20 protein-coding genes are annotated in these 20,832 nt (G+C 26.0%); 16 read left to right on the forward strand and 4 right to left on the reverse strand.

Going from position 1 to position 20,832, the window contains the following annotated elements; genetic code table 11:
* Nucleotides 1–257 precede the first annotated feature (257 nt).
* Nucleotides 258–410, forward strand: a complete 153-nt coding sequence (locus NWE74_RS17555; RefSeq protein WP_258244262.1) for a DUF4430 domain-containing protein — start codon at nucleotides 258–260, stop codon at nucleotides 408–410.
* Nucleotides 411–457: 47 nt separating this feature from the next.
* Here the strand turns inward: NWE74_RS17555 and NWE74_RS17560 are convergent, their stop codons facing one another.
* Complete coding sequence (locus tag NWE74_RS17560) at nucleotides 458–799, reverse strand: PqqD family protein (RefSeq protein ID WP_258244263.1); 342 nt, start codon at nucleotides 797–799, stop codon at nucleotides 458–460.
* On the reverse strand, nucleotides 792–2,732 hold the full coding sequence (locus tag NWE74_RS17565) for an OPT family oligopeptide transporter (protein ID WP_258244264.1): 1,941 nt from the start codon (nucleotides 2,730–2,732) through the stop codon (nucleotides 792–794). The genes NWE74_RS17560 and NWE74_RS17565 overlap by 8 nt, the downstream gene beginning before the upstream one ends.
* 310 nt (nucleotides 2,733–3,042) lie before the next feature.
* On the opposite strand from NWE74_RS17565, the gene NWE74_RS17570 reads away from it, so the two are divergent.
* From NWE74_RS17570 to NWE74_RS17595, 6 genes are all read left to right on the forward strand, one after another.
* Nucleotides 3,043–3,966, forward strand: coding sequence for a chemotaxis protein (locus NWE74_RS17570; RefSeq protein WP_258244265.1), 924 nt, complete (start codon nucleotides 3,043–3,045; stop codon nucleotides 3,964–3,966).
* Between the two features lie 221 nt (nucleotides 3,967–4,187).
* The gene (locus NWE74_RS17575; protein WP_258244266.1) at nucleotides 4,188–6,245 is read left to right on the forward strand and encodes a methyl-accepting chemotaxis protein; all 2,058 of its coding nucleotides are present in this window, start codon (nucleotides 4,188–4,190) and stop codon (nucleotides 6,243–6,245) included.
* A 260-nt stretch (nucleotides 6,246–6,505) separates the two neighbouring features.
* On the forward strand, nucleotides 6,506–7,126 hold the full coding sequence (locus NWE74_RS17580; protein WP_258244267.1) for a hypothetical protein: 621 nt from the start codon (nucleotides 6,506–6,508) through the stop codon (nucleotides 7,124–7,126).
* A 1,047-nt stretch (nucleotides 7,127–8,173) separates the two neighbouring features.
* Entirely contained in the window at nucleotides 8,174–9,916 is a 1,743-nt protein-coding gene (locus NWE74_RS17585) for a methyl-accepting chemotaxis protein (protein WP_258244268.1), read from the forward strand.
* 259 nt (nucleotides 9,917–10,175) lie between these two features.
* On the forward strand, nucleotides 10,176–11,042 hold the full coding sequence (locus NWE74_RS17590) for a hypothetical protein (RefSeq protein ID WP_258244269.1): 867 nt from the start codon (nucleotides 10,176–10,178) through the stop codon (nucleotides 11,040–11,042).
* 36 nt (nucleotides 11,043–11,078) lie between these two features.
* Nucleotides 11,079–11,324, forward strand: coding sequence for a hypothetical protein (locus NWE74_RS17595; protein WP_258244270.1), 246 nt, complete (start codon nucleotides 11,079–11,081; stop codon nucleotides 11,322–11,324).
* An 88-nt stretch (nucleotides 11,325–11,412) separates the two neighbouring features.
* On the opposite strand, the gene NWE74_RS17600 is transcribed toward NWE74_RS17595, so the two are convergent.
* Together NWE74_RS17600 and NWE74_RS17605 are read right to left on the reverse strand one after the other, a co-directional pair.
* On the reverse strand, nucleotides 11,413–11,583 hold the full coding sequence (locus NWE74_RS17600; RefSeq protein WP_258244271.1) for a hypothetical protein: 171 nt from the start codon (nucleotides 11,581–11,583) through the stop codon (nucleotides 11,413–11,415).
* A complete protein-coding gene (locus NWE74_RS17605) occupies nucleotides 11,580–12,140 on the reverse strand; it encodes a DUF4179 domain-containing protein (RefSeq protein WP_258244487.1) in 561 nt (186 codons plus the stop codon). The genes NWE74_RS17600 and NWE74_RS17605 overlap by 4 nt, the downstream gene beginning before the upstream one ends.
* Before the next feature lie 606 nt (nucleotides 12,141–12,746).
* On the opposite strand from NWE74_RS17605, the gene NWE74_RS17610 reads away from it, so the two are divergent.
* The 9 genes from NWE74_RS17610 (at nucleotide 12,747) to NWE74_RS17650 (ending at nucleotide 20,769) form a co-directional block, all read left to right on the forward strand.
* Nucleotides 12,747–13,556 (forward strand): CZB domain-containing protein, encoded by an 810-nt coding sequence (locus tag NWE74_RS17610; RefSeq protein WP_258244272.1) that lies wholly within the window; start codon nucleotides 12,747–12,749, stop codon nucleotides 13,554–13,556.
* Nucleotides 13,557–13,627: 71 nt separating this feature from the next.
* Entirely contained in the window at nucleotides 13,628–14,143 is a 516-nt protein-coding gene (locus NWE74_RS17615) for a DNA topology modulation protein (RefSeq protein ID WP_258244273.1), read from the forward strand.
* A gap of 151 nt (nucleotides 14,144–14,294) precedes the next feature.
* Nucleotides 14,295–14,618: a hypothetical protein gene (locus tag NWE74_RS17620; RefSeq protein WP_258244274.1), complete on the forward strand. Its 324-nt coding sequence runs from the start codon at nucleotides 14,295–14,297 to the stop codon at nucleotides 14,616–14,618.
* A gap of 191 nt (nucleotides 14,619–14,809) precedes the next feature.
* Nucleotides 14,810–15,679 (forward strand): pentapeptide repeat-containing protein, encoded by an 870-nt coding sequence (locus tag NWE74_RS17625; RefSeq protein WP_258244275.1) that lies wholly within the window; start codon nucleotides 14,810–14,812, stop codon nucleotides 15,677–15,679.
* A 220-nt stretch (nucleotides 15,680–15,899) separates the two neighbouring features.
* The gene (locus NWE74_RS17630; protein WP_258244276.1) at nucleotides 15,900–16,610 is read left to right on the forward strand and encodes a DUF434 domain-containing protein; all 711 of its coding nucleotides are present in this window, start codon (nucleotides 15,900–15,902) and stop codon (nucleotides 16,608–16,610) included.
* Nucleotides 16,611–16,943: 333 nt separating this feature from the next.
* Entirely contained in the window at nucleotides 16,944–17,873 is a 930-nt protein-coding gene (locus NWE74_RS17635; RefSeq protein WP_258244277.1) for a 2-dehydropantoate 2-reductase, read from the forward strand.
* Nucleotides 17,874–18,283: 410 nt separating this feature from the next.
* Entirely contained in the window at nucleotides 18,284–19,054 is a 771-nt protein-coding gene (locus NWE74_RS17640; protein ID WP_258244278.1) for a DeoR/GlpR family DNA-binding transcription regulator, read from the forward strand.
* A gap of 91 nt (nucleotides 19,055–19,145) precedes the next feature.
* A complete protein-coding gene (locus NWE74_RS17645) occupies nucleotides 19,146–19,859 on the forward strand; it encodes a hypothetical protein (protein WP_258244279.1) in 714 nt (237 codons plus the stop codon).
* A 214-nt stretch (nucleotides 19,860–20,073) separates the two neighbouring features.
* Nucleotides 20,074–20,769, forward strand: coding sequence for a response regulator transcription factor (locus NWE74_RS17650; RefSeq protein WP_258244280.1), 696 nt, complete (start codon nucleotides 20,074–20,076; stop codon nucleotides 20,767–20,769).
* Nucleotides 20,770–20,832 lie beyond the last annotated feature (63 nt).

Consider the following 20,832-nt stretch of genomic DNA (forward strand, 5'->3'; position numbering starts at 1 on the left):
AATGAAATATTGTATAGGTAAAAAATTTAAATGAACAAAAAAATTGTACTATCCGTTGTAGCTATTTTAGTACTTTTAATAGCATTTAGTGGATTAAATGCTATTAAGAATAAAGATATAATAGACGGTAGCAAGACTATATAGATAGAAGTTATTTCTAAATCAGATAAGGTAGACAAAAGTTATGAAATAAAAACAGATAAAAATTTTTAGGTGAAGTTATCTCAAATGAAGATGGATACTTAGTTTAAAATAATATGCTTATACAAGTAGATGGAATTAATTTAAAAGATAGTAAATCTGATTACTGGCATGTTTACATAAATGATAAAGACGCACAGGTAGGAGTAAATGAACTTTCTATAAAAGATGGTGATAAAATAAAATTTGAGAGAAAATCATTTTTATAAAACATAAAAAGTGGATACCTATTTAGGTATCCACTTTTATTTATTATTTAATTTATTCTATTAATGTAATTACAATTGATTTCAATATGATTTAAAAATAGTAATAATCTTTCATAAAGAGGATGTGATTCTTCACCATATTTAAGCTCTAGTTTTGAACCTATTTCCTCAACTGTTTTCTCTCCATCAATTTGTAAGAATACAAAGCTACCGTACTTATCAAGTTCAGTTCTTTTATACATAGGTATTTTAAATTTCAACCTTCTAAAAAATCTTTGTATAAAATGATCTTGTTTTTCTAACACAGTTACAATTTGATTTTCATTAACTTCAAATTTAATTTCGTCTGAAATCTTAAAAATCAAATTTAATACATCATCATTAGTCATGTTCTTTTACCTTAGAGTTCATAATTGGAATAATTGTAAGGATTACTAAAGCAGCAAGTAAAACTACTGCCATTCCATTACCAGCAGCGAATCCACTTGGAGTATTTCCTCCAACAACACCTGTAACTTGGCATACTATTCCTATAAGCCCTAATATAGAACCACCAGCAACAAGACCTGAAGATAAACTTATACCATTTGCAACTTTAACTTCTTTTTCTTTATCAGTTTTAGCAGTTCTTTCAACTAATACTCTTATTAATGCACCAACTAATATTATAGAAGTTGTTGCTATTGGTAAATAGAAACCTATTGCAACAGTCATTATAGGTAGATTTAGGAAGTATAAAACAAGACCCATAAATATACCAACTAAAATCATAACCCATGGTAAATCACCAGACATTATACCTGAAGTAAGCGTTGACATTAAGTTAGCTTGAGGTAGTGCAAATGGTGGGTTATCACCAGTTATTTTAAGTTGTTCAGAAAGAATTAACATAGTACCAACAACGACAACAACACCAACTATACTAGCTAAAGTAAAGTAACGTTGCATTTCGTTTTTGTTACCACCTATTATGTATGTAACTTTTTGAGATTGGCAGTATCCTCCAGCTATTGCTATAGCAACAACTATGAAAGAACCAAATAAAAGTAATGATTTATTATCAGCTTGACCTTTCCATCCCATTATAACGAATACTAATGTAACTATAACTAAAGACGCTATAGTCATACCAGAAACAGGAAGGTTAGATGTACCTATAGTACCAGTTAAACGTCCAGCAACTATAACAAACAATAAAGATAATAAAAGTGATAGTATAGCACCTATTATAGCCATAGCTATATTACCAGATATTATAAATGCAGCTATAAATCCTACAATGGCTCCACCTAATAATATCATTATTTGCATAGATGAGCCTTCTCCACCAGTACCTTTAGCCTTAGTAGTTTCCTTAACAGAAGCTATTATTGTTGGTATAAGTTTTATAGCACCTATTATACCACCGAATAACATCATACCAGCGCCTATATATTTAACATAACTACTAGATATTGCTTGAACAGTCATTTCATTTATTTGCATAGAAGGATTATTCCATACCATAACACCGTCTTTTGCCATATCAGTGAAGTATCCTATTAAAGGAGTTATACCAAAACTTGATAATATAGAACCAGCAAACATTGTTAAAGCAACTTCGAGACCAACTATAAAACCTATTCCTAAAAGCAATGGGTTAACTTCCATATCAAACTTCCATTTATACCCTTTACTTCCTACAAAGCTCATTACATTATTAGTTAAATTCAAGAATGAACTAGTTATAACAGTTATAATTCCACCTATTCCAAAACCTATTCCCATGTACTTGATAGAGTCACCACCAGTGTCTGAAGCAACTAAAGTTTCAGATATAGCCATTGACTCAGGATAAACAAGTTTACCATGTTCTTCAACAATTAAGTAATTATGAACAAGTGATGCTGCACCAATACCAAATAGAACACCACCAACACCAACTAGTAAACCTTCAAAAAACGTAAAATCGCTACCAATCAAGATAACAGAAGGTAACACGAAGATTAAACCACTAGCAACAGATTCTCCACCACTTGACATACCTTGAATTAAGTTTTTACCAAGGATACCTTTTTGCTTTGCAAAAGCAGCAACAAACGCAGAACCTATAATTGCACCAGGAATACCTGCAGCAACAGTAAGACCAGCTTTCATACCAGAATATGCCGTAGATGCTGCAAAAACAGATGCTAATACAAGACCTATTATAAGTACAGCAGCATTTCCACCTGTTTTAGATTTGTCTGTTACATAAGGTACATAATCTTTTCCAGAGACTCCCCCATAAGCACCTTTAGGTAATTTTTTGTTGTTGATAGCTGCGCTATCCTTATTGCTCATACTAATGCCCCCTTTTTATTTAGTTAGTATAATTGTAGCATTATTTTATAGAACAAATTGTTAAAAATAGGTAAAATCGTTAGAGAAAATATTATAAAAAAACACAAATAAACTTATAAAACACAAAAAATACACTTAACAATACTGGATACAGCAAAATTCGCTATAGACATTAAATTAAAGTAAAAAAGAAAAATTTGATAAAAAATGAAATTTAATGTAAACAATTATTATAGTTTTTGAACTTTTTGACGTATTATAAAAATATAGATTTTAAATTATGAAACTTAAATATTATAGGAGGTTGATTATGGGATTTGCAGAAAGCACAAGTCAGACAAAAATACTTTTAGAATCAGGAACTAATGAACTTGAAATAATGGAGTTTATGATTGCAGGAGAGTCATTTGGTATAAATGTAGCAAAAGTCCGTGAGATACTTATGGCTCAAGAGGTAAAGAAAATGCCAAATTCTCATGCAGTAGTGGAGGGTGTATTTAAACCTAGAGATGAAATAATTACGGTAATAGATTTAGCTAAGTATCTAAACATACCAAGAACCGGTGAAGGGACTCATGATATTTTCATAGTTACTCATTTCAACAAGTTAAGTTTTGCATTTCATGTAGAGAATGTTGTTGGTATAGGTAGAGTTTCATGGGAAGAAATTAGAAAGCCAGATAGAATAATATATGGTGGAGATGAAGGTGTTGCTACAGGTATTGCTCAGTATAAAGATAGACTAGTAACTATATTGGACTTTGAAAAGATAATAGCTGAAATAAGCCCAGAATCTAGTATACAGTACGATGAAATAGATATGTTAGGGAAACGTCAAGATTCTCATAAGCCAGTATTAATCGTTGAGGATTCAATGCTACTTTCTAAAATGATAGTTGATTGCTTACATAGAGCAGGATATAAAAATACTATTAAAACAGATAATGGACAAGAAGCATGGAATTATTTATCAGAAGCTAAAATTAGTGGTGACCCAATTTTAAATCATGTTTCATGTATAGTTTCAGATATTGAAATGCCATTAATGGATGGTCATAGATTAACTAAGTTAGTTAAGGAAGACAGTATATTAAAAGATATACCATTAATTTTATTCTCATCATTAATAAGCGAAGAAATATACATTAAAGGAAAAGAACTTGGTGCAGATGAGCAAATAACTAAGCCAGAGATAGCTAATCTTGTTAGCATAATAGACAGATTAGTTAGATAGATTTTATATAATCTAGCTTGATAAATATTTTTACATAAAATGTATTATATTATCTAAGCTAGATTTTTTATATTATAATTTATTGTTTTTATTCTGAACTCTAATTTAACTTAAGAGAATCAGTTTTAAAATAAAGTTATAAAATGTTTCATTAGCATGAAAAAGAAATTAAATTATATTTCTATTTTAAAAATTATGTAAACAAAGGAGGTTGAATAGCAATGAAATTAAAATTCAAGCTAAAAGACAAAAATAATAAAAAAAGTATTAAAGCTCAACTTACTTTTATAATAGTTTCAATGGTAGTTATTTGCTGTATACTTTTAGGAGCAACTACAAGTTTTTTAAACTACAAAACAGCAAATAATGTTCTAAGTAAAACTATTATGGAAACTACACATCAAGCATCAGAAAATGTTTCGGAGAAAATTAGAGTCATTCAACATGCAGCAGTTCAAACTGGATTTATGAAAGAACTATCAGATCCTAAAGCGACTATTGAAGAAAAGAAAAGTATAATTGAAAATCAAGTGAAATTATATGGATTTGAAAGAGGAAATATTTTAGATATAAATGGAGTTAGTTATTTTGATAATAATGATTATTCAGATAGAGATTATTTTAAAGCATCTATAGCTGGTAAAGAGTATATAAGTGAACCAACTATAAGTAAAGTTACAAGTAAAACTACATTTGTAGCTTCGGCACCAATTTGGGAAAATGGAGTATCTGGAAGCAAAATAGTTGGTGTAGTTTATTTTGTTCCAAATGAAAACTTCTTAAATGAAATAGTTGAAAATATTACTGTAAGTAGTAATAGCTACGCATATCTTATAAATAACAAAGGTACTACAATAGCAGATGAAGATAATAGCCTAGTAGGAAAAGAAAATGTTATAGAATTATCAAAAACAAATCCTGATTTTATACCATATGCAGAAGTAGATACAAAACTTATTAGTGGAGAAACTGGAAATTCTCATTTCAAAGCAGAAGGTAAAAGCTGGCTATTAGGATATACACCAATAAAATATACCAATGGCTGGGGATTAGGTATAATGGTTCAAAAAAATGATTTCTTTGGAGAACTTTATGCATCAATAGGAATAACTATTATACTAGGAGCAGTATTTATAGTTGCTGCATTTATAATAGGTAGAAGATTTGCTAATATAATAGGAAATCCACTTAAAGAATGTAGTGAAAGATTAGAAAAATTAGCAGAAGGTGATTTAGATTCAGATATTCCTAGTGCAAATATTAACTATGAAATTGGACTAGTTTCAGATGCTACTAATAAAATAGTAACAGATCTTAGAAATATGATAAATACATTGATATATTTACTTACTGAAATTAGTAATGGAAACTTAGATATAGATATGAACAGTGAAGAGACAGAAGAGTTGTTTGCAAAAGACTTTACCCCAATGCTAGTAGCTAGTAACAAAATAATAGAAAGCTTAAACGACACTTTATCACAAATACATATGGCAGGAGAACAAGTAGCAATAGGATCAGACCAAGTATCTGAAGGAGCGCAAGTGCTTTCTCAAGGAGCAACGGAACAAGCGAGTTCAGTACAAGAACTTTCTGCAACTATAAATGAAGTTTCACAACACATAAACAAAACTGCACAAAATGCAGCTAGAGCTAAAGAAATATCTATTAAATCAAGTGATGCAACTAGTTTAGGAAAAACTAAAATGCAAGAGATGATAGTTGCTATGAATGAGATTAGTCAAACATCAAATGAAATAGGAAATATAATAAAAAATATAGATGATATAGCATTCCAAACAAATATATTAGCACTTAACGCAGCGGTAGAAGCTGCACGTGCAGGATCTGCTGGTAAAGGATTTGCAGTAGTTGCAGATGAAGTTAGGAACTTAGCAGCAAAGTCAGCAGAAAGTGCTAAAGATACAGCAGAATTAATAGAAAAGGCTCTTATTGCAATAGAAAATGGAACACAAATAGTATCTGAAACTGCAAAATCGTTAGATGATGTTGTAGAAGGAGCTCAACAATCTGCTGAAGTTATACAAAAAATAGCAGATGCAAGTAATGAACAAGCACAACATATAAGCCAAGTGAATGTTGGAGTAGAACAAATTTCTGTAGTTGTACAAACAAATTCAGCAACCGCAGAAGAAAGTGCTGCTGCGAGTGAAGAATTATCAAGCCAAGCGCAGATGTTAAAAGATCTTATAGATAAGTTTAAACTAAAAAATATGAATAACTATTTTGATACTGAAAATTTTTTTGGTAATGAGTAGCATTAATATATTAATATAACGTAAAATTTTAAACAAAACTATTAATATTTATTAAATAAGGTAGATAAGAATTCTAATTCTTATCTACCTTATTTTGTTTACTAGAGAATTAATTATATGATGTATAGATGAAAAAAATATTTCAAAAACAAATGATTAAAAATATATATTATTTTAAGGTTTAGACATTGTTAGACAAAGTTTTTTTTATGTCTATATTATAATAATCTTGAAGTTATAATTTAAGGAGCAATTATAAAATGAAAAAACTATTAAATTTTTTAAAAATAATAATAATATGTTTATTGTGTGTTCTATTAGGATTTGTAGTTGAATTTGGAGGTAAAATGGTTCCAAAATATATATTTAATAATCAAAATTCATCTAAAGAAGGTGTTATAGTGAGTTATATAAATGCATTATATAGCTTTGATGCAAAGACTGCTAAAAAATGTTTTAGTCCAGATTTAAATAATATTAAAGCGCTTAATTACTTTAATGATAGGGGCGACTATTTAGCTAGAGAGCTTATAGAATTAAACAGCAACTATCAATTTTATAAGAAAAATACTCCAGGCGAACCTGGAGATGAAAAGTATGAAGAATTTATAAAAATGTCAGCAAAGATAGAAGATGAAGGGCTTATAAATTATGTTCTAGATGAAAAAATTACAAATTTAAAAGAGCTTTACTCTAATAAAAAACCTGATATAGATATAAAGACTGAAATAATAGCTGAACATGATAAAAAAAACAAACTTGATTTTATGAAAGTCAAATTTAAATTAACAGGAGATAATAAAGAAATACATGAAGAAGATAAAGAAGTCGTAGTACAAGAAAAAGACGGAAAATATTATATAGTAGATATATATATTTAATTACTATTGAGGTAATAAAAAGTTCGAGATAAGGATTATAAATTTTATAGTATTTATTAATGTTGTAATATTTATTTTTAAAGATTAAGAAAATTTGTTAGAACATGTGCTAAATTGTATCTATAATAAGCAAAAAAAGACTGCTTCCGATGCAGTCTTTCAAGAGGTTTGGGGATTATAAAAATACTAATTATAAAAGGGGATAATTAAGTAATTTTATATATTTTATATTAAAGAGTTAAATTTTTATAGGTAAGATAAAATTAAAATATCTTACTCAAAGTGTCTGATACTTAATGTCCATATCATATTGTGTCATTTCTTGTTGTCTATGTATAAAGTATACAATATAATTTTTTTAGTGTCTATAATAAAAAATATTATTTACATAAAATATATTTTTTATTGTTTATTAATACAAATTATAAAAAATATCTAATTTAAATTTAAATTAAAGTATACAATTATTACACATAAAATTTATATTAATAGTAGTAAGATGGAAAAAAATTTTTAATTTAGCTTGGAATTATCAATTAAACCTGTAATTTTTTGTGCTTATAAATATAATAGGTAGTTATTTTCTACAAAATCTACATTAAAAAACATTATTTATATAAAATGCAATTTTTATAGCAATAGTTTCACTTAAATGATATTATTAATAAGAAAATAAAATCTAAATACAAAAAATATTAAAATTATAGTTATATATTGTATAACTATTTTTTTATGCCAATTTTACTATTTAAAAAAGTTTAATATATTTATTACGTACTTAAATAAAAATTTATAAAATATTGTTTAAAATTGAAAATAAATGGTAAATACAATAAGGTTAGAAAAATTATCATTTTGATAAAGTATTTTATACACATCTATAGTATATTGAGCAGTTTAATAACTATAAAGGTTATTTTATAAAAATCTAAAATTAGGTAGTATTAGATAAAAATATATAATCCTATAAAATACTAATTTATAAGCAGTAAAAGTAAGGGTATATTAAACAAAAGCACAATAAAGAAATAGTTAGGAGAAAGAGACATGAAAAATTGGAAAGTGGGGAAAAAACTAGGTGTAGCATTTTTAATTCTTATATTGATGTCAGTATTTGCAGGTGCTAATTCCTTAGCGAAATTAAGAAAAGGGGTAAAGGCAAGTACTAGCTTTTCTGAACAATCAAATGAACTAACCGTGTTATCTATGCAAATAAAAAAAGATATAGTTTCTGTTGAAAAAAATATAACTAAAGGGATTCTTTCAACAAATCCAGTAGAGTTAAAAAGTTTTGTTAATAAAGATCTAGATGAAATGTATAAAAAAGTAAATACTATTAGAAATGATTTCAAAGATGAAGAAACAGTAAATCAGTTGGCAAATAATATAGAAAGATCTATAAATGAACTTAAAAATCAAAGTATGCAAGTTTTTACACTTATAGAATCTGGAAAGCGCCAAGAAGCATCTGAAATGATAGCTAGCAACAATGGTCAATATGCAACTGTAAGTAGTAAGTGTCTAAATGAGGCAGAAAAACTTTATGAATATACACAAGGTCTTATAAAAGAAAAAAATACAGATTTAAAAGCTAAGGCAAAAAGAGCGTGGATAATATCTGTTGCAATAGGTATATCTGTAATAGCAGCTGGTGTTGCTATGTGTATTTATATAGGAAAGATACTAAAAAATCCAATTGAAGAATTAGAGCAATGCGCAAATCAAATGTCAGCTGGTGACTTTGATGTTAACATAGAATATACATCAGAAGATGAGCTTGGAAAATTAGCAGACAGCATGAGATTGATGAGTGAAAAAGTAAATGCAATAATACATGATACAGTTAGGATCTTAGGTGAAGTAGCATCAGGTAATTTTGATGTAGAGCCTGAAGCAGAATATATAGGTGTGTTTAAAAATATAGAAACATCTATAAATAAAATTATTAATGATTTAAGTGAAACAATGGCACAAATAAATGCATCATCAGAGGAAGTTCAATCTGCATCTGAGCAAGTTGCAAATGGGTCACAAATGTTATCTCAAGGATCAACAGAACAAGCTAGTGCCATAGAAGAATTATCATCAACTATTATAGATATATCTGAAAAAATAAATAATACTGCTGAAAATGCTAAGAAGGCAAATGCATTAACATTAAATGCAGGACGCCAAGTTAGAGATGGTAATGAACAAATGAAAGAAATGATAAAAGCAATGGATGAAATATCATTTACATCAAGTGAAATAGGAAGAATAATAAAAACAATAGATGATATAGCATTCCAAACAAATATATTAGCACTTAATGCAGCTGTGGAAGCAGCAAGAGCAGGAAGTGCAGGTAAAGGATTTGCAGTAGTCGCAGATGAGGTAAGAAATTTAGCAGCAAAATCAGCTGAGGCAGCAAAAAACACATCAGATCTTATAGAAAATTCTATTAAAGCAGTTGAAAATGGAAATTTAATTTTAGAAAATACTGCACAGTCATTAAATAAAATAGTTAAAACTGCGAATAGAACATCAGCTGTAGTTAATGAAATAACTAAGGCAAATGAAGAACAAGCAACAGCTATAGCTCAAGTAAGATTAGGTGTTGATCAAATTTCAGAAGTAGTTCAAACAAGTTCTCATGCGGCGCAAGAGAGTGCAGCAAGTAGCGAAGAATTAAGTGGACAAGCTCAGATTTTAAAATCACTCATGGCTCATTTTAAATTAAAAGGTGGAAATAAATCACTAGAAAAATTTAATTTTGAATATGACGATAAAGAATTTTTTGGATTAAATTAATAAAATAAAAGCCTCTTACTTATAAATAAGTAAGAGGTTTTTTGTGTGAAATAAAATAATAAATGGGAATTAGTAAGCACATAATTTTATAATAGTATACATAATACAAATTATGTATATAAAAAATAAAAATATATAAGAAGTATTTAATATAAAATTTTTTATATATTAAAATATATTTATAACAAAAACTTAATTTAGTGGTAATATATATTTGGACATACAATTATATTCACATTGTAAAGAGGGAGAAGAAGATATGAAAAGAATAATTTTACTTGTGACATCCATAGCAATCATATTTTTAGTTGGATGTTCACAATCAAGGGCAGAAAAAGCAGAGTCCTTAAAGGATGCATATTTTAAAATTGTTGAAAAAAATTTGAAAAATGAAGAGATAGACAACAAATATTTAAAACAATTATTACAAGGATATGAATATACAAAAGATAAAGCATTTAGAATGGAGGGCGAAAATATAGATGGAAGTGATTATGTCCAGCAACCATATGTATTTATAAATAGAAATGAAAAGTTAGTTATTATACATTCAAATTTTAATAATAAAGAGCAAATTCAGCCTTTGTATTCTATAAAGAAAAATAATAATGAAGTTACAATCTCCTATCAAGATAGGGAGTCTGAACTAAAAAATAAAGAAAATTCTAGTAAAGATGATTTTATGTTTACTCTAATAAGTGATAATATAAAAACTCATCAATATATTTCTAATAAACTACAACATGATAAAGGAAAATGGGATAAAATATATAATAAAATCGCTAATAATATAGCTAAAAACAACAGTATAGATATAGTAGAAATTAGTAGCTTAATAGGTGATAAAGCATCTTCACAAGAATACCAAGAAAGCTTAAATTCACCTATAAATTTAAATATAAAAGAGTATATATTTGAAAATAATGATGAAACACTTATGGTCAAATATCTAAAAGATAAAAATAAAATTTTAGAAGTATTTTATAATGATAAGGAAAGTGGAACAATAAAAACAACTATGGATAAACATTTACTGAATGAACAAGAAAAATTACATACAGGAATTATAACATATATTAATAATAAAGAGTTTCAAAAAGAATTATTTAATGATTCAATTAAGTAAATTAAAAAGTCTATAAATAGAAGGATGTGATCTTAAATGTTTAATAACTGGAGCTTAGGAAAACATATACTGACATCACTGTTATTATCTATTTTTATAGGTACAATATTATATTTAACTATTAAATTTAAACATATATCAACATTAACTGAAATGATTGAAGATAATGGGCAAAGTTCTACCGTTACAATTACAGAAACAAGTGGTGTGATATTTATATCACTAGTAACCTTTATAATATCAATGATTGGATATAGATTTGTAAAAAGAATGCTTGATTAATTATATTGAAACTATTTAAAGTGGCTATCTCGAAATATATATTTTGAGATAGCTTTTATATTTACTGTAACTGATTATTCAGAAAAATTTAAAACTCAGTTATATTTTCATCTTCTTGATTTTTAAAATCAATAAAACGTATTATGATATAGTCATTTTTACTATAATATCCTAGGTTAAATTTATTTTCAGCTACAATACTGTCATAGATTTTATTAAATCTTATAGTAGTTTCAGTATTCTTTAAATTTGAAATCAAATGGACCTTTTATACATTGTATTAGAATTAGATTCGTTTATATATATTATATCTACTAATAAATTAGCCTCAAGTGCATTAGGTGATTTTTTTCCTTTAAAATTTAAATCATAAGGTTTCATAGCCTTATATGTATAATCATCTATATATCCAGTAATGGTATTACATTTCTCAGTAGCAGTTCCGTTTTTTATTATTAAACTAGATTCTAGATCGAGTTTGTCTTTGTAAAATCCGTTATTTGTTTGGCGCAACAGCATATTCTTAAACTTAACCATATACATAAAATAAATTTTATGTCCATCATAGACAATTTCATTAATAGTAATATCAATATTTCCTAATGTTTCAGTTAAATTAATACATTGTGTATAATTAGAATAATCTTCTTTAGGATTTAAGGTAATACCTTTAATAAAGTTATGTAAATTGGTTGTCCCTTCAGCTATAGAATAATTTAATTCACAAGCAAAAATACAGATTGATAGAATTATTAAAGTTATAAATTTTAAAAACTTATTTTTATTTTTTGATTTTAGATGACTAGCTTTTTTTATAGTTTTTTTATTTCTTCTTTTATATTTTTAGGAATTTTTATATTATCAAACTTACTCATAATTTTCCTCCATTAAAATATCATAGATTTTTTTCTTAGCTCTCATTATATTTGTTTTCACAGTATTTTCTTTAGTTTTGTGGCTTCTGATATTTGTTGAATGGTTAGGCCATAAAAATATTGTAATATTGTTGGAGTTCTATATTTTTCATCTAATAAATCAATTGCATCATATAAATCTAATCTTTCTTCAATAGCTGAGTATGAAAAGTCAGTTATATTTTCATCAAGATATTGTTCTTCAAATTTATTAGATTTTTTATATTAAATTAATTTATCAATGTTACATTAGCATATTTATTTTTGGTTTAAAATGGATTAGGCCTGAATGGTTTTATTTTAGAGTGATTTATTTTGTAGCATTTATTTATATAAAGTAAAAGTTTATTTTAATGAAATTTATAGTAGTTTGTTTTCTAAATTATTTGGTATAATTTAGTAGATTAATTAATTTAAATAGAATATAAAACCAAAGGCAATTATGAATACTTATACTGTATATGATATTAATAGGTATTCATATAGCTGTATGAAAGGAATTTTAATTATGATAAATGAAGAAGTATTACCTCATGTTATATTTAGAGTAGCTAATAATCTATATGCAATTGATAGTAATGTTACAGTTACCTTAACTGAACTTCCAAATGATATAACTCCTATACAAAAAAAAGGTGACTGTGAACTAGGAATTATGAAACTAAGGGATGAAATAGTATCTATAATTAGTATGAGGAATCTATTTGGATGCAAGTCATCTAATGAGGAATATGAAGATTTTAAGGGGATGATAGACAATAGAAAGGATGATCATATTCGTTGGGTAAATGAGTTAAAAAATTCAGTTGATGAAAATAGGAAATTTACATTAACAACAGACCCTCATCAATGTGCATTTGGAAAGTGGTATGATAATTTCTCTACAGATATACAAAGCATTAATTTTCATATGAAGAAGATAAATTCACCACATACATTACTCCATGAAATAGCAATAGAAGTTGAAAAATGTAAGAAGGAACATAATGAAGAAACTAGAAAAAAACACTTAGAAGAATTACTTGATAAAGCAGAAAAACAATACATGTCTAAAGTGCTTGAATTATTAGATGATACTAAAAATATTTTTAAGAATCATTATCATGATATGGTTGTAGTGATTATGAATAAAAACAAATTAATAGGCCTTGCAGTAGATGAGATTTTAACAGTAGATTATTTTATAGAAAATGAAACTTCAGAAACTAATTTTATGATTAATCGTCCGAAATATATTTCTGCAATTGGAACAACAAAACGTATTGATGATCATGTATTCTTAATTGATGAAAACCAGTTATTTGAATTATATAAGTAAATGCAAAACTAGAGCGTAATTTTATATTTACAATAAAATAGTGTAAGATACAAATAAATAGGAGGTTTAATATGAAAATTGCTATAATTGGATATAGTGGAAGTGGAAAATCTACACTTGCAAAAGAACTCTCAATATATTATGACATACCTGTTTTATTTCTAGATACAATAAATTTTTTACCTAATTGGGTTGAACGTGATAAATCAGATGGATGTAAAATAGTAAAACAATTTATGAAAAATAATTCGTGGGTAATTGATGGAAACTATAGTGCTTTTTTTCAAAGAGAAAGATTAAAGCAAGCTGATAGAATAATATTTCTTAAATTTCCACGAAGAATTTGTATTTATCGCGCATTTAATAGATATCTAAAGTATAAAAATACAACTCGTGAAGATATGGCAAATGGATGCATAGAAAAATTTGATTTAGAGTTTATTTGGTGGATTCTTTATGGCGGTAGAACTATTAAAAAAGTAAAAGATTATAAAAAAATAGAAAATGAATTTAAAGATAAAATAGTAGTTTTAAAAAATCCAAAAGAAGTAAGTTCTTTTTTAAGAAAAGAAATTAATTCTTTATAATATCCCAGAAAAAAATACCTAATTAAATTAAAAATACCTACGAAAGGTATATTAGCAACTGGTATAGAATGTATAAAATATAGATAGGATATAAATAATATTTATATAGGAAAATATAAAGCTAAACAAATATTAAAGGGGGGATTTTAGGATGGATTTATTTTTCAGTATATTAATTTGGGGAGTAGTGTTAATAGCTTTAGGATTGATACAAATTGAAGTAAATAAAGCCTTAAAAGTAAAATTCTCGTTTAATATAAAAACTACAGAAAAATTTATATCATATTTTAGATCAAATACATGGGCTAAAATTAATATAACCTATGGTGTAGGTTTACTTTTCACAAGTATAATAGGGATAGTATTTTATGAAAATATAGGATTATTAGTGGCTTTAATTATGACAGTAGAACTCAACCTTTATCTTTTACAGTCACTTATAGGTGCATATAAGTATAGTAGCAATACTAATTAAGTTTTTTATATAAAAAGGATGAATTTCTAAAAAATAAAAGAAATTCATCCTTTTATTTGTATGAAAAATTTGTATGAATTTTAAAGTAGTAATATAATAATAATCAGTTGAAATAAAAATTAGATTAATATTTTATTGGAAAATAATTAATTTTCATGGCTTAAATTAAAGATACTAGGGGAGAAATATATATGAGAAAAACTATTAGAGATACAGATAATAATGAAACACTAAAAGAGCTAAAAATTAACTGTGAAAAATGTTTTGGACTTTGCTGTGTTGCACTATATTTTTCTAAAACAGATGGTTTTCCAAATGATAAAAAAGTAGGTACTCCTTGTATTAATTTACAATCAGGTTTTACTTGTTCAGAGCATAAAAATCTTAGAAAAAAAGGTTTAAAAGGATGTACTGCATATGATTGTTTTGGAGCAGGGCAAAAAGTAGCACAATTAACATTTAAAGGTAAAGATTGGAGAGAATTTAAAGATTTACAAAATCAGATGTTTGAAGTATTTGTAATTACGAGACAACTTCATGAAATGTTATGGTATTTAGGTGATGCATTAACATTTGTCTCAAATAAAAATATAAAAGATGAACTAAATAGTAGAATTCAAGAAATAGACCAACTTACAAAACTTGATGCAAATTCTATAATGAATATAGATATTGAAAAATATAGAACAAAAGTTAACTCTATTTTAAGAATGACAAATGAAATTGTAAAAGATAAGATAGCGCAGTATAAAATAAATAATTCAAAAGACAAAAAAAATTTAAAGTTAGGATATGATTTCATAGGCACTAATCTTACAGATACTAATTTGATAGGTGCAAATTTTGCAGGTGCATTACTTATAGCATCAAATATGAAAAATACAGATTTAAAAGGGGCAAATCTAATAGGTGCAGACCTAAGAGATGCAGATATTAGAGGATCTAATCTTGAAGATGCTATATTCCTTACTCAATCTCAAATAAATACAGCAAGAGGTAATTATAAAACGAAATTACCAAAATCGTTAGAAAGACCATCATACTGGGAAATTGAAAAATAAATTAAAATATTTTTTATATAATATATCTATTATTACAAGTAAATAAAAGTATAGGATTAGACAACAGAACAATTACCTGGGAAATTAAAATAGGTTTTTAAAATGAAAATGTAGATAAAAACACTTTTAACGTCAGTTTTGATAGGATTTGCTATTAAATTAAACTATTAGAAATAACTACATAAGGGAAATCTATAAATTAATAAGGAGGGTATATTATATGAGTAAAGCAGCAAAAAGAGGATATGATATAAATGATAAAAAATTATTTTATGATAAAGAATTAAAAAAGTTAAAAAAAGCAAAAGAAGAAATAGAGTGGTTATTAAATCGAGATTACAAAATAGATCCTTTAGTAAACTTTGTATCAAATAAATATCAATTTACTAATAGACAAAGAGATGCAATAAAAAGGTCTGTAAGCCCTTATGAAAAAAATAATATAAGAAAATCTAAAAGACTTCTTATAAATAAAATAAGTCAAGGAACTATACATATAGATGGATTTAACTTAATAATAACAATAGAGGTAGCCTTATCTAAAGGAACTTTAATTAGGGGTAGTGATGATAATATTAGAGATTTAGCTGGTCTTAGAGGTACATATAAAATTATAGACAAAACAGAAGAAGCTATAAATTTGATTGGTATTTTTCTAGAAAAATATAGTTGTAGCTCAGTAAAATTTTATTTAGATTCACCAGTTTCTAACTCTAGGAATTTAAAATATAAAATATTAGAGTTAGCTGAAAACTGGAAAATGGATATCGAGGTTGAGTTAGTTAATAATGCAGATATTATCTTAGAAAATTTAGATAGAGTCGTTAGTAGTGATGCAGCAATAATAGACAAATGTATAAGTTACTTTAATCTTAGTAAATCTATAATAGAAGAATATATAAAAGATGCTAATGTTATAGATTTTAACTAAGTTATCATTTTACAAATATTTACAATAAACTTAAAAATACTTAATATATATTTTATGAATTAGAAATTAAAAATTCTAATACTTTATCTTAATAAAATTATAAAAAATATAGAAAATTAATAAAAAAATACCTTTAGTTAAAGTTAAATTTAGATAAAGGTATTTTTTATTAATTTGTAGCTTGTTATTAATATTTGTAATTTTTATCAAGTTTATGATATAGTAACATTGCTTATTTAATTGTATACAAAAACGAATAAGTAATGTTACTATTAAAAATTTAAACTTACTGAGGACATATTTATATTGACTGGAGAGGAGCGTTGGTAAGGAATGAAAATTTCAATTGTTGGAGCCGGAGCAATGGGTTCACGTTTTGGATATATGTTACATGAAGCAGGAAATGAAGTTATTTTAATTGATGCATGGAACGAACATGTAGAATCTATAAATAAAAAAGGTTTAATTGTTAATGACAACGGATTAATAAAAAAGGTAAAAATACCAGCTGTTTTACCTGAAATGTCTACAGAAACACCTGATTTAGTTATTTTATTCACTAAGTCAATGGGATTAGAGTTTATGTTGGAGTCTATAAGAGGTATTTTAGGAAGAGATACAAAGGTCTTATGTTTATTAAATGGATTAGGACATAATGAAACTATTGAAAAATATGTTGATAATAAAAATATTTTTATGGGAGTTACTTTATGGACGGCTTCTTTAAAAGGTCCAGGTCATGTTGAACTTTCTGGTGGTGGAAATTTAGAAATACAAAACATTGATCCTGAAATGAAAGAATGTGCAAGACAAGTTTGCGACATATTTAATGATGCAGGGCTTAATGCCATATATAGCGAAAATGTATTATTATCAATATGGCGAAAAGCATGTGTAAATGGAGCTATAAATAGTAGCTGTACTATTTTAGACTGTAATATAAAACAGTTTGGTAAACTAAAACAAGCCCCTAGAATAATTAGAAGTATAATAAAAGAATTTAGTGATGTCGCTAATGAATTTGGCGTAAAGTTGGATGTTGAGGAAGTAGCAAGATTAGTAGAAAGTACTTATGATCCAAGTAAAGCTGGTGAGCATTATCCTTCAATGCACCAAGATTTAATTCAAAATGGACGTTATACAGAGATTGATTATATAAATGGATATATATCTAAAAAGGGTAAAGAGTTTAATATAGATACTTTATATAATGATTTAATTACTAATCTTATTCATGGAAAAGAAGAGTTAATTATTAGTTAAAAAATTAAAATAAATAATAATAAAAAGCTATTGGATATTTTCCAATAGCTTTTTTAGAAGTAATAAACTAATAGAAAATAAATACATATAAAACATAACGCTAAGTATTATCTTATAACGCTGTCTTATATATTTACTATTATATTATTATTAAAATATAAAATCAATAAAAAATAATAAAAAACAATAAAAAATATATACAAATAATAAAAAATAATAAAAAATTAAGCTTAATAGGTATATAAAACATATTATATGATATTATTTAATAATGTTAATAATAATAAAATATTGCTGAAATTTAGGTTTAGATTAATTTATTTATAAAAATTTTAAACAACTTATAAAAAACTTTACAATTTAATTTATGAAATATAGATAATGATAAATCTAAATATAAGGAGGGTATTATGTTTGTTGAAGAAAGGCATGATAAGATAATCTCAAAGTTAAATCAAAATGGAAAGGTAAAAGTTAAAGAATTGAGTGAAGAATTTAATGTAACGGAGGATTGCATTAGAAAAGATTTAACAGCGCTTGAGAAACGAGGGCTTTTAAAGCGTACATATGGTGGTGCTGTTTTTCTTAGAACAAATGTTCATAATGTTCATTTAGATTCTAGAAAAAGCGTATATTTAGAAGAAAAGAAAAAAATAGCACAAAAAGCAGTATCATTAATAAAAGAGGATGATACTATTTTCTTAGGTTTATCTACTATAAATATTGAATTAGCAAAAATAATATTAGAGAAGGATTTACCTGTAACAGTAGTTACAAATATGATAGAAATTATGCAGTTATTTGCAACTGATTGTAATATAAAGCTAATATTTATAGGTGGAACGTTTAATAAACATAAGGATGGATTCTTAGGCGCATTTTCTATAGATTTAATAAGTAGATTTAAATTTGATATTTCTTTTTTAGGAGTAGCAGGTATTGATGTATATGATAATAGTGTATCTACATGTGAGGTAGAAGATGGTATCACAAAACAAGCTATACTAAAAGCAAGCAAGAGTTGTTATATTCTAAGTGAAATCAATAAATTTAATAGAGACGGGAATTATACATTTGCAGGGTTGGGCGATTTGACAGGATTAATTACAAGTGAAATATTTGATATAAATATATTAGAAAAGTTAAGAGAGTGTGATTTAGAACTAATTATTTCTAAATAAAAATAGATTAGATAATTATGAAAAGATATTAACTACATCCTAATAAATATCATACATATATTATTAAGACATATTTTTAGGGAGAAAAGCTATGAATGATAAAAGTAAGCAGACTGTAGTTGATACTAAAGAAGCAAATGTAACAGGTGAACACTCTAATGATAAAGTAATATTATTAGGAGCGTATCCATATGAAGATAGTAATTACTTAGATAATGTTGAGTTAGTATTAAATAGAGAAAATTCTGAGCCAATTAGCATTAAATTTCCCTATAGTGGATATAATATACAACTTTTTACAGCGGATTTTACAGGAGATAAGAAATCTGAGATTATGGTAAGAGGAGGATATGGAGGTAGTGGAGGTTTTGAAATAGGGGTTATTTATACGTATGAAAATGGAACATTAGTAGATATATTTAATCACGAGAATTTTAATAATAGCAATCCTTGTACATCGAAGTTTAAAGATAATTATAAGGTTTCTGTTAACTGTGGGAAAAGTAAATATTTAATAGATATATCCAAGAGACCTAAAGATTATCTAGATTCTATATACACTCCTAATAAAACTGTAAATACGTCAATAAATCCTTATGTAGACGCTCCAATAGGAATATATCCAATAAAAGAAATTTATAACTCATATTATGAGCTTTTGATAGAACAAAGAATAGTTGGAACTGTAAATTTTGATACTATAGGAGTAATTCAAACTGTAATAGATATATTAAATTCCAAGCTAAATATATTAAGCAAAGGTGTTTTTCTATCAAGCTATGATGAAAGAAAGAAATATAAATAAATATTTAAACAAAAGTATTTTTATATATTGTAATACACCAAAAAGGATGCCTTTATTTAAGCATCCTTTTTGCATGAATTAATAGAGATAAAAGTTTACAGAGAGAATTTATTTGATTAAGTTTATAGGTAAAAACATAGAAGATTTTTATATTTAAGTTATAAACTATGTTATTATAAAAATGAAAAATAATGTATGATTTATGGAGGGGATTATGAATAAAGAACACATTTTAATAATAGAAGATGATGTTGATATAAATAATCTGCTAGCAAAAACTTTGAAAAAACATGAGTATAAAGTAACGCAGGCTTTTTCAGGAAGTGAAGCAGGTTTACAATTATCTATATCAGAATTTGATATAATTTTACTTGATTTAATGTTACCTGGAATAACAGGAGAGGAATTAATAGCTAATATAAGAAAACAAAAAGAAATCCCAATAATTGTGATATCAGCAAAAACATCTCTTGAAGATAAAATTAAAGTTTTAAATATAGGGGCAGATGATTATGTTACAAAGCCATTTGAATCTGAAGAAATTTTAGCAAGGGTGAATTCTCATATAAGAAGATATAAAAAATTTGGAGATAAGCAAAAAGAAAACAAAGTACATAAATTTAAAAGCTTATTATTATATGAAGATGCAAGACAAGTTAAAGTTAATGGGCGAGAGATATATTTAACGGGACATGAATTTGACATATTGTGTATTTTACTTAAAAATCCAAATAAAGTATATTCAAGGGAATCGTTATATGAACAGGTATGGAAAAATGGATATTATGGAGAAGATAATTCTGTAAATGTACACATAAGTAATATTAGAAAGAAAATTAAAAATATCGAAAAAGATGAAGAATATATAAAAACAGTTTGGGGAATTGGATTTAAATTAAACAATAAATAAAAATCTTTAAACTTTCTTTAAACTTTCTTAAATCTTTATTAAAAATTTTTAAATATAATTGTT

It is taken from the genome of Romboutsia lituseburensis (assembly GCF_024723825.1).
Lineage (GTDB): Bacteria > Bacillota > Clostridia > Peptostreptococcales > Peptostreptococcaceae > Romboutsia_F > Romboutsia_F lituseburensis_A.

Bases quoted from the DNA above. Each gene is read 5' to 3' on its own strand.
- NWE74_RS17570 (WP_258244265.1), top strand. From the start codon at position 3,043: ATGGGATTTGCAGAAAGCACAAGTCAGACAAAAATACTTTTAGAATCA.
- NWE74_RS17640 (WP_258244278.1), top strand. From the start codon at position 18,284: ATGTTTGTTGAAGAAAGGCATGATAAGATAATCTCAAAGTTAAATCAA.
- NWE74_RS17590 (WP_258244269.1), top strand. From the start codon at position 10,176: ATGAAAAGAATAATTTTACTTGTGACATCCATAGCAATCATATTTTTA.
- NWE74_RS17645 (WP_258244279.1), top strand. From the start codon at position 19,146: ATGAATGATAAAAGTAAGCAGACTGTAGTTGATACTAAAGAAGCAAAT.
- NWE74_RS17635 (WP_258244277.1), top strand. From the start codon at position 16,944: ATGAAAATTTCAATTGTTGGAGCCGGAGCAATGGGTTCACGTTTTGGA.
- NWE74_RS17620 (WP_258244274.1), top strand. From the start codon at position 14,295: ATGGATTTATTTTTCAGTATATTAATTTGGGGAGTAGTGTTAATAGCT.
- NWE74_RS17610 (WP_258244272.1), top strand. From the start codon at position 12,747: ATGATAAATGAAGAAGTATTACCTCATGTTATATTTAGAGTAGCTAAT.
- NWE74_RS17565 (WP_258244264.1), bottom strand. From the start codon at position 2,732: ATGAGCAATAAGGATAGCGCAGCTATCAACAACAAAAAATTACCTAAA.
- NWE74_RS17575 (WP_258244266.1), top strand. From the start codon at position 4,188: ATGAAATTAAAATTCAAGCTAAAAGACAAAAATAATAAAAAAAGTATT.
- NWE74_RS17555 (WP_258244262.1), top strand. From the start codon at position 258: ATGCTTATACAAGTAGATGGAATTAATTTAAAAGATAGTAAATCTGAT.
- NWE74_RS17560 (WP_258244263.1), bottom strand. From the start codon at position 799: ATGACTAATGATGATGTATTAAATTTGATTTTTAAGATTTCAGACGAA.
- NWE74_RS17630 (WP_258244276.1), top strand. From the start codon at position 15,900: ATGAGTAAAGCAGCAAAAAGAGGATATGATATAAATGATAAAAAATTA.
- NWE74_RS17585 (WP_258244268.1), top strand. From the start codon at position 8,174: ATGAAAAATTGGAAAGTGGGGAAAAAACTAGGTGTAGCATTTTTAATT.
- NWE74_RS17615 (WP_258244273.1), top strand. From the start codon at position 13,628: ATGAAAATTGCTATAATTGGATATAGTGGAAGTGGAAAATCTACACTT.
- NWE74_RS17650 (WP_258244280.1), top strand. From the start codon at position 20,074: ATGAATAAAGAACACATTTTAATAATAGAAGATGATGTTGATATAAAT.
- NWE74_RS17595 (WP_258244270.1), top strand. From the start codon at position 11,079: ATGTTTAATAACTGGAGCTTAGGAAAACATATACTGACATCACTGTTA.
- NWE74_RS17580 (WP_258244267.1), top strand. From the start codon at position 6,506: ATGAAAAAACTATTAAATTTTTTAAAAATAATAATAATATGTTTATTG.
- NWE74_RS17625 (WP_258244275.1), top strand. From the start codon at position 14,810: ATGAGAAAAACTATTAGAGATACAGATAATAATGAAACACTAAAAGAG.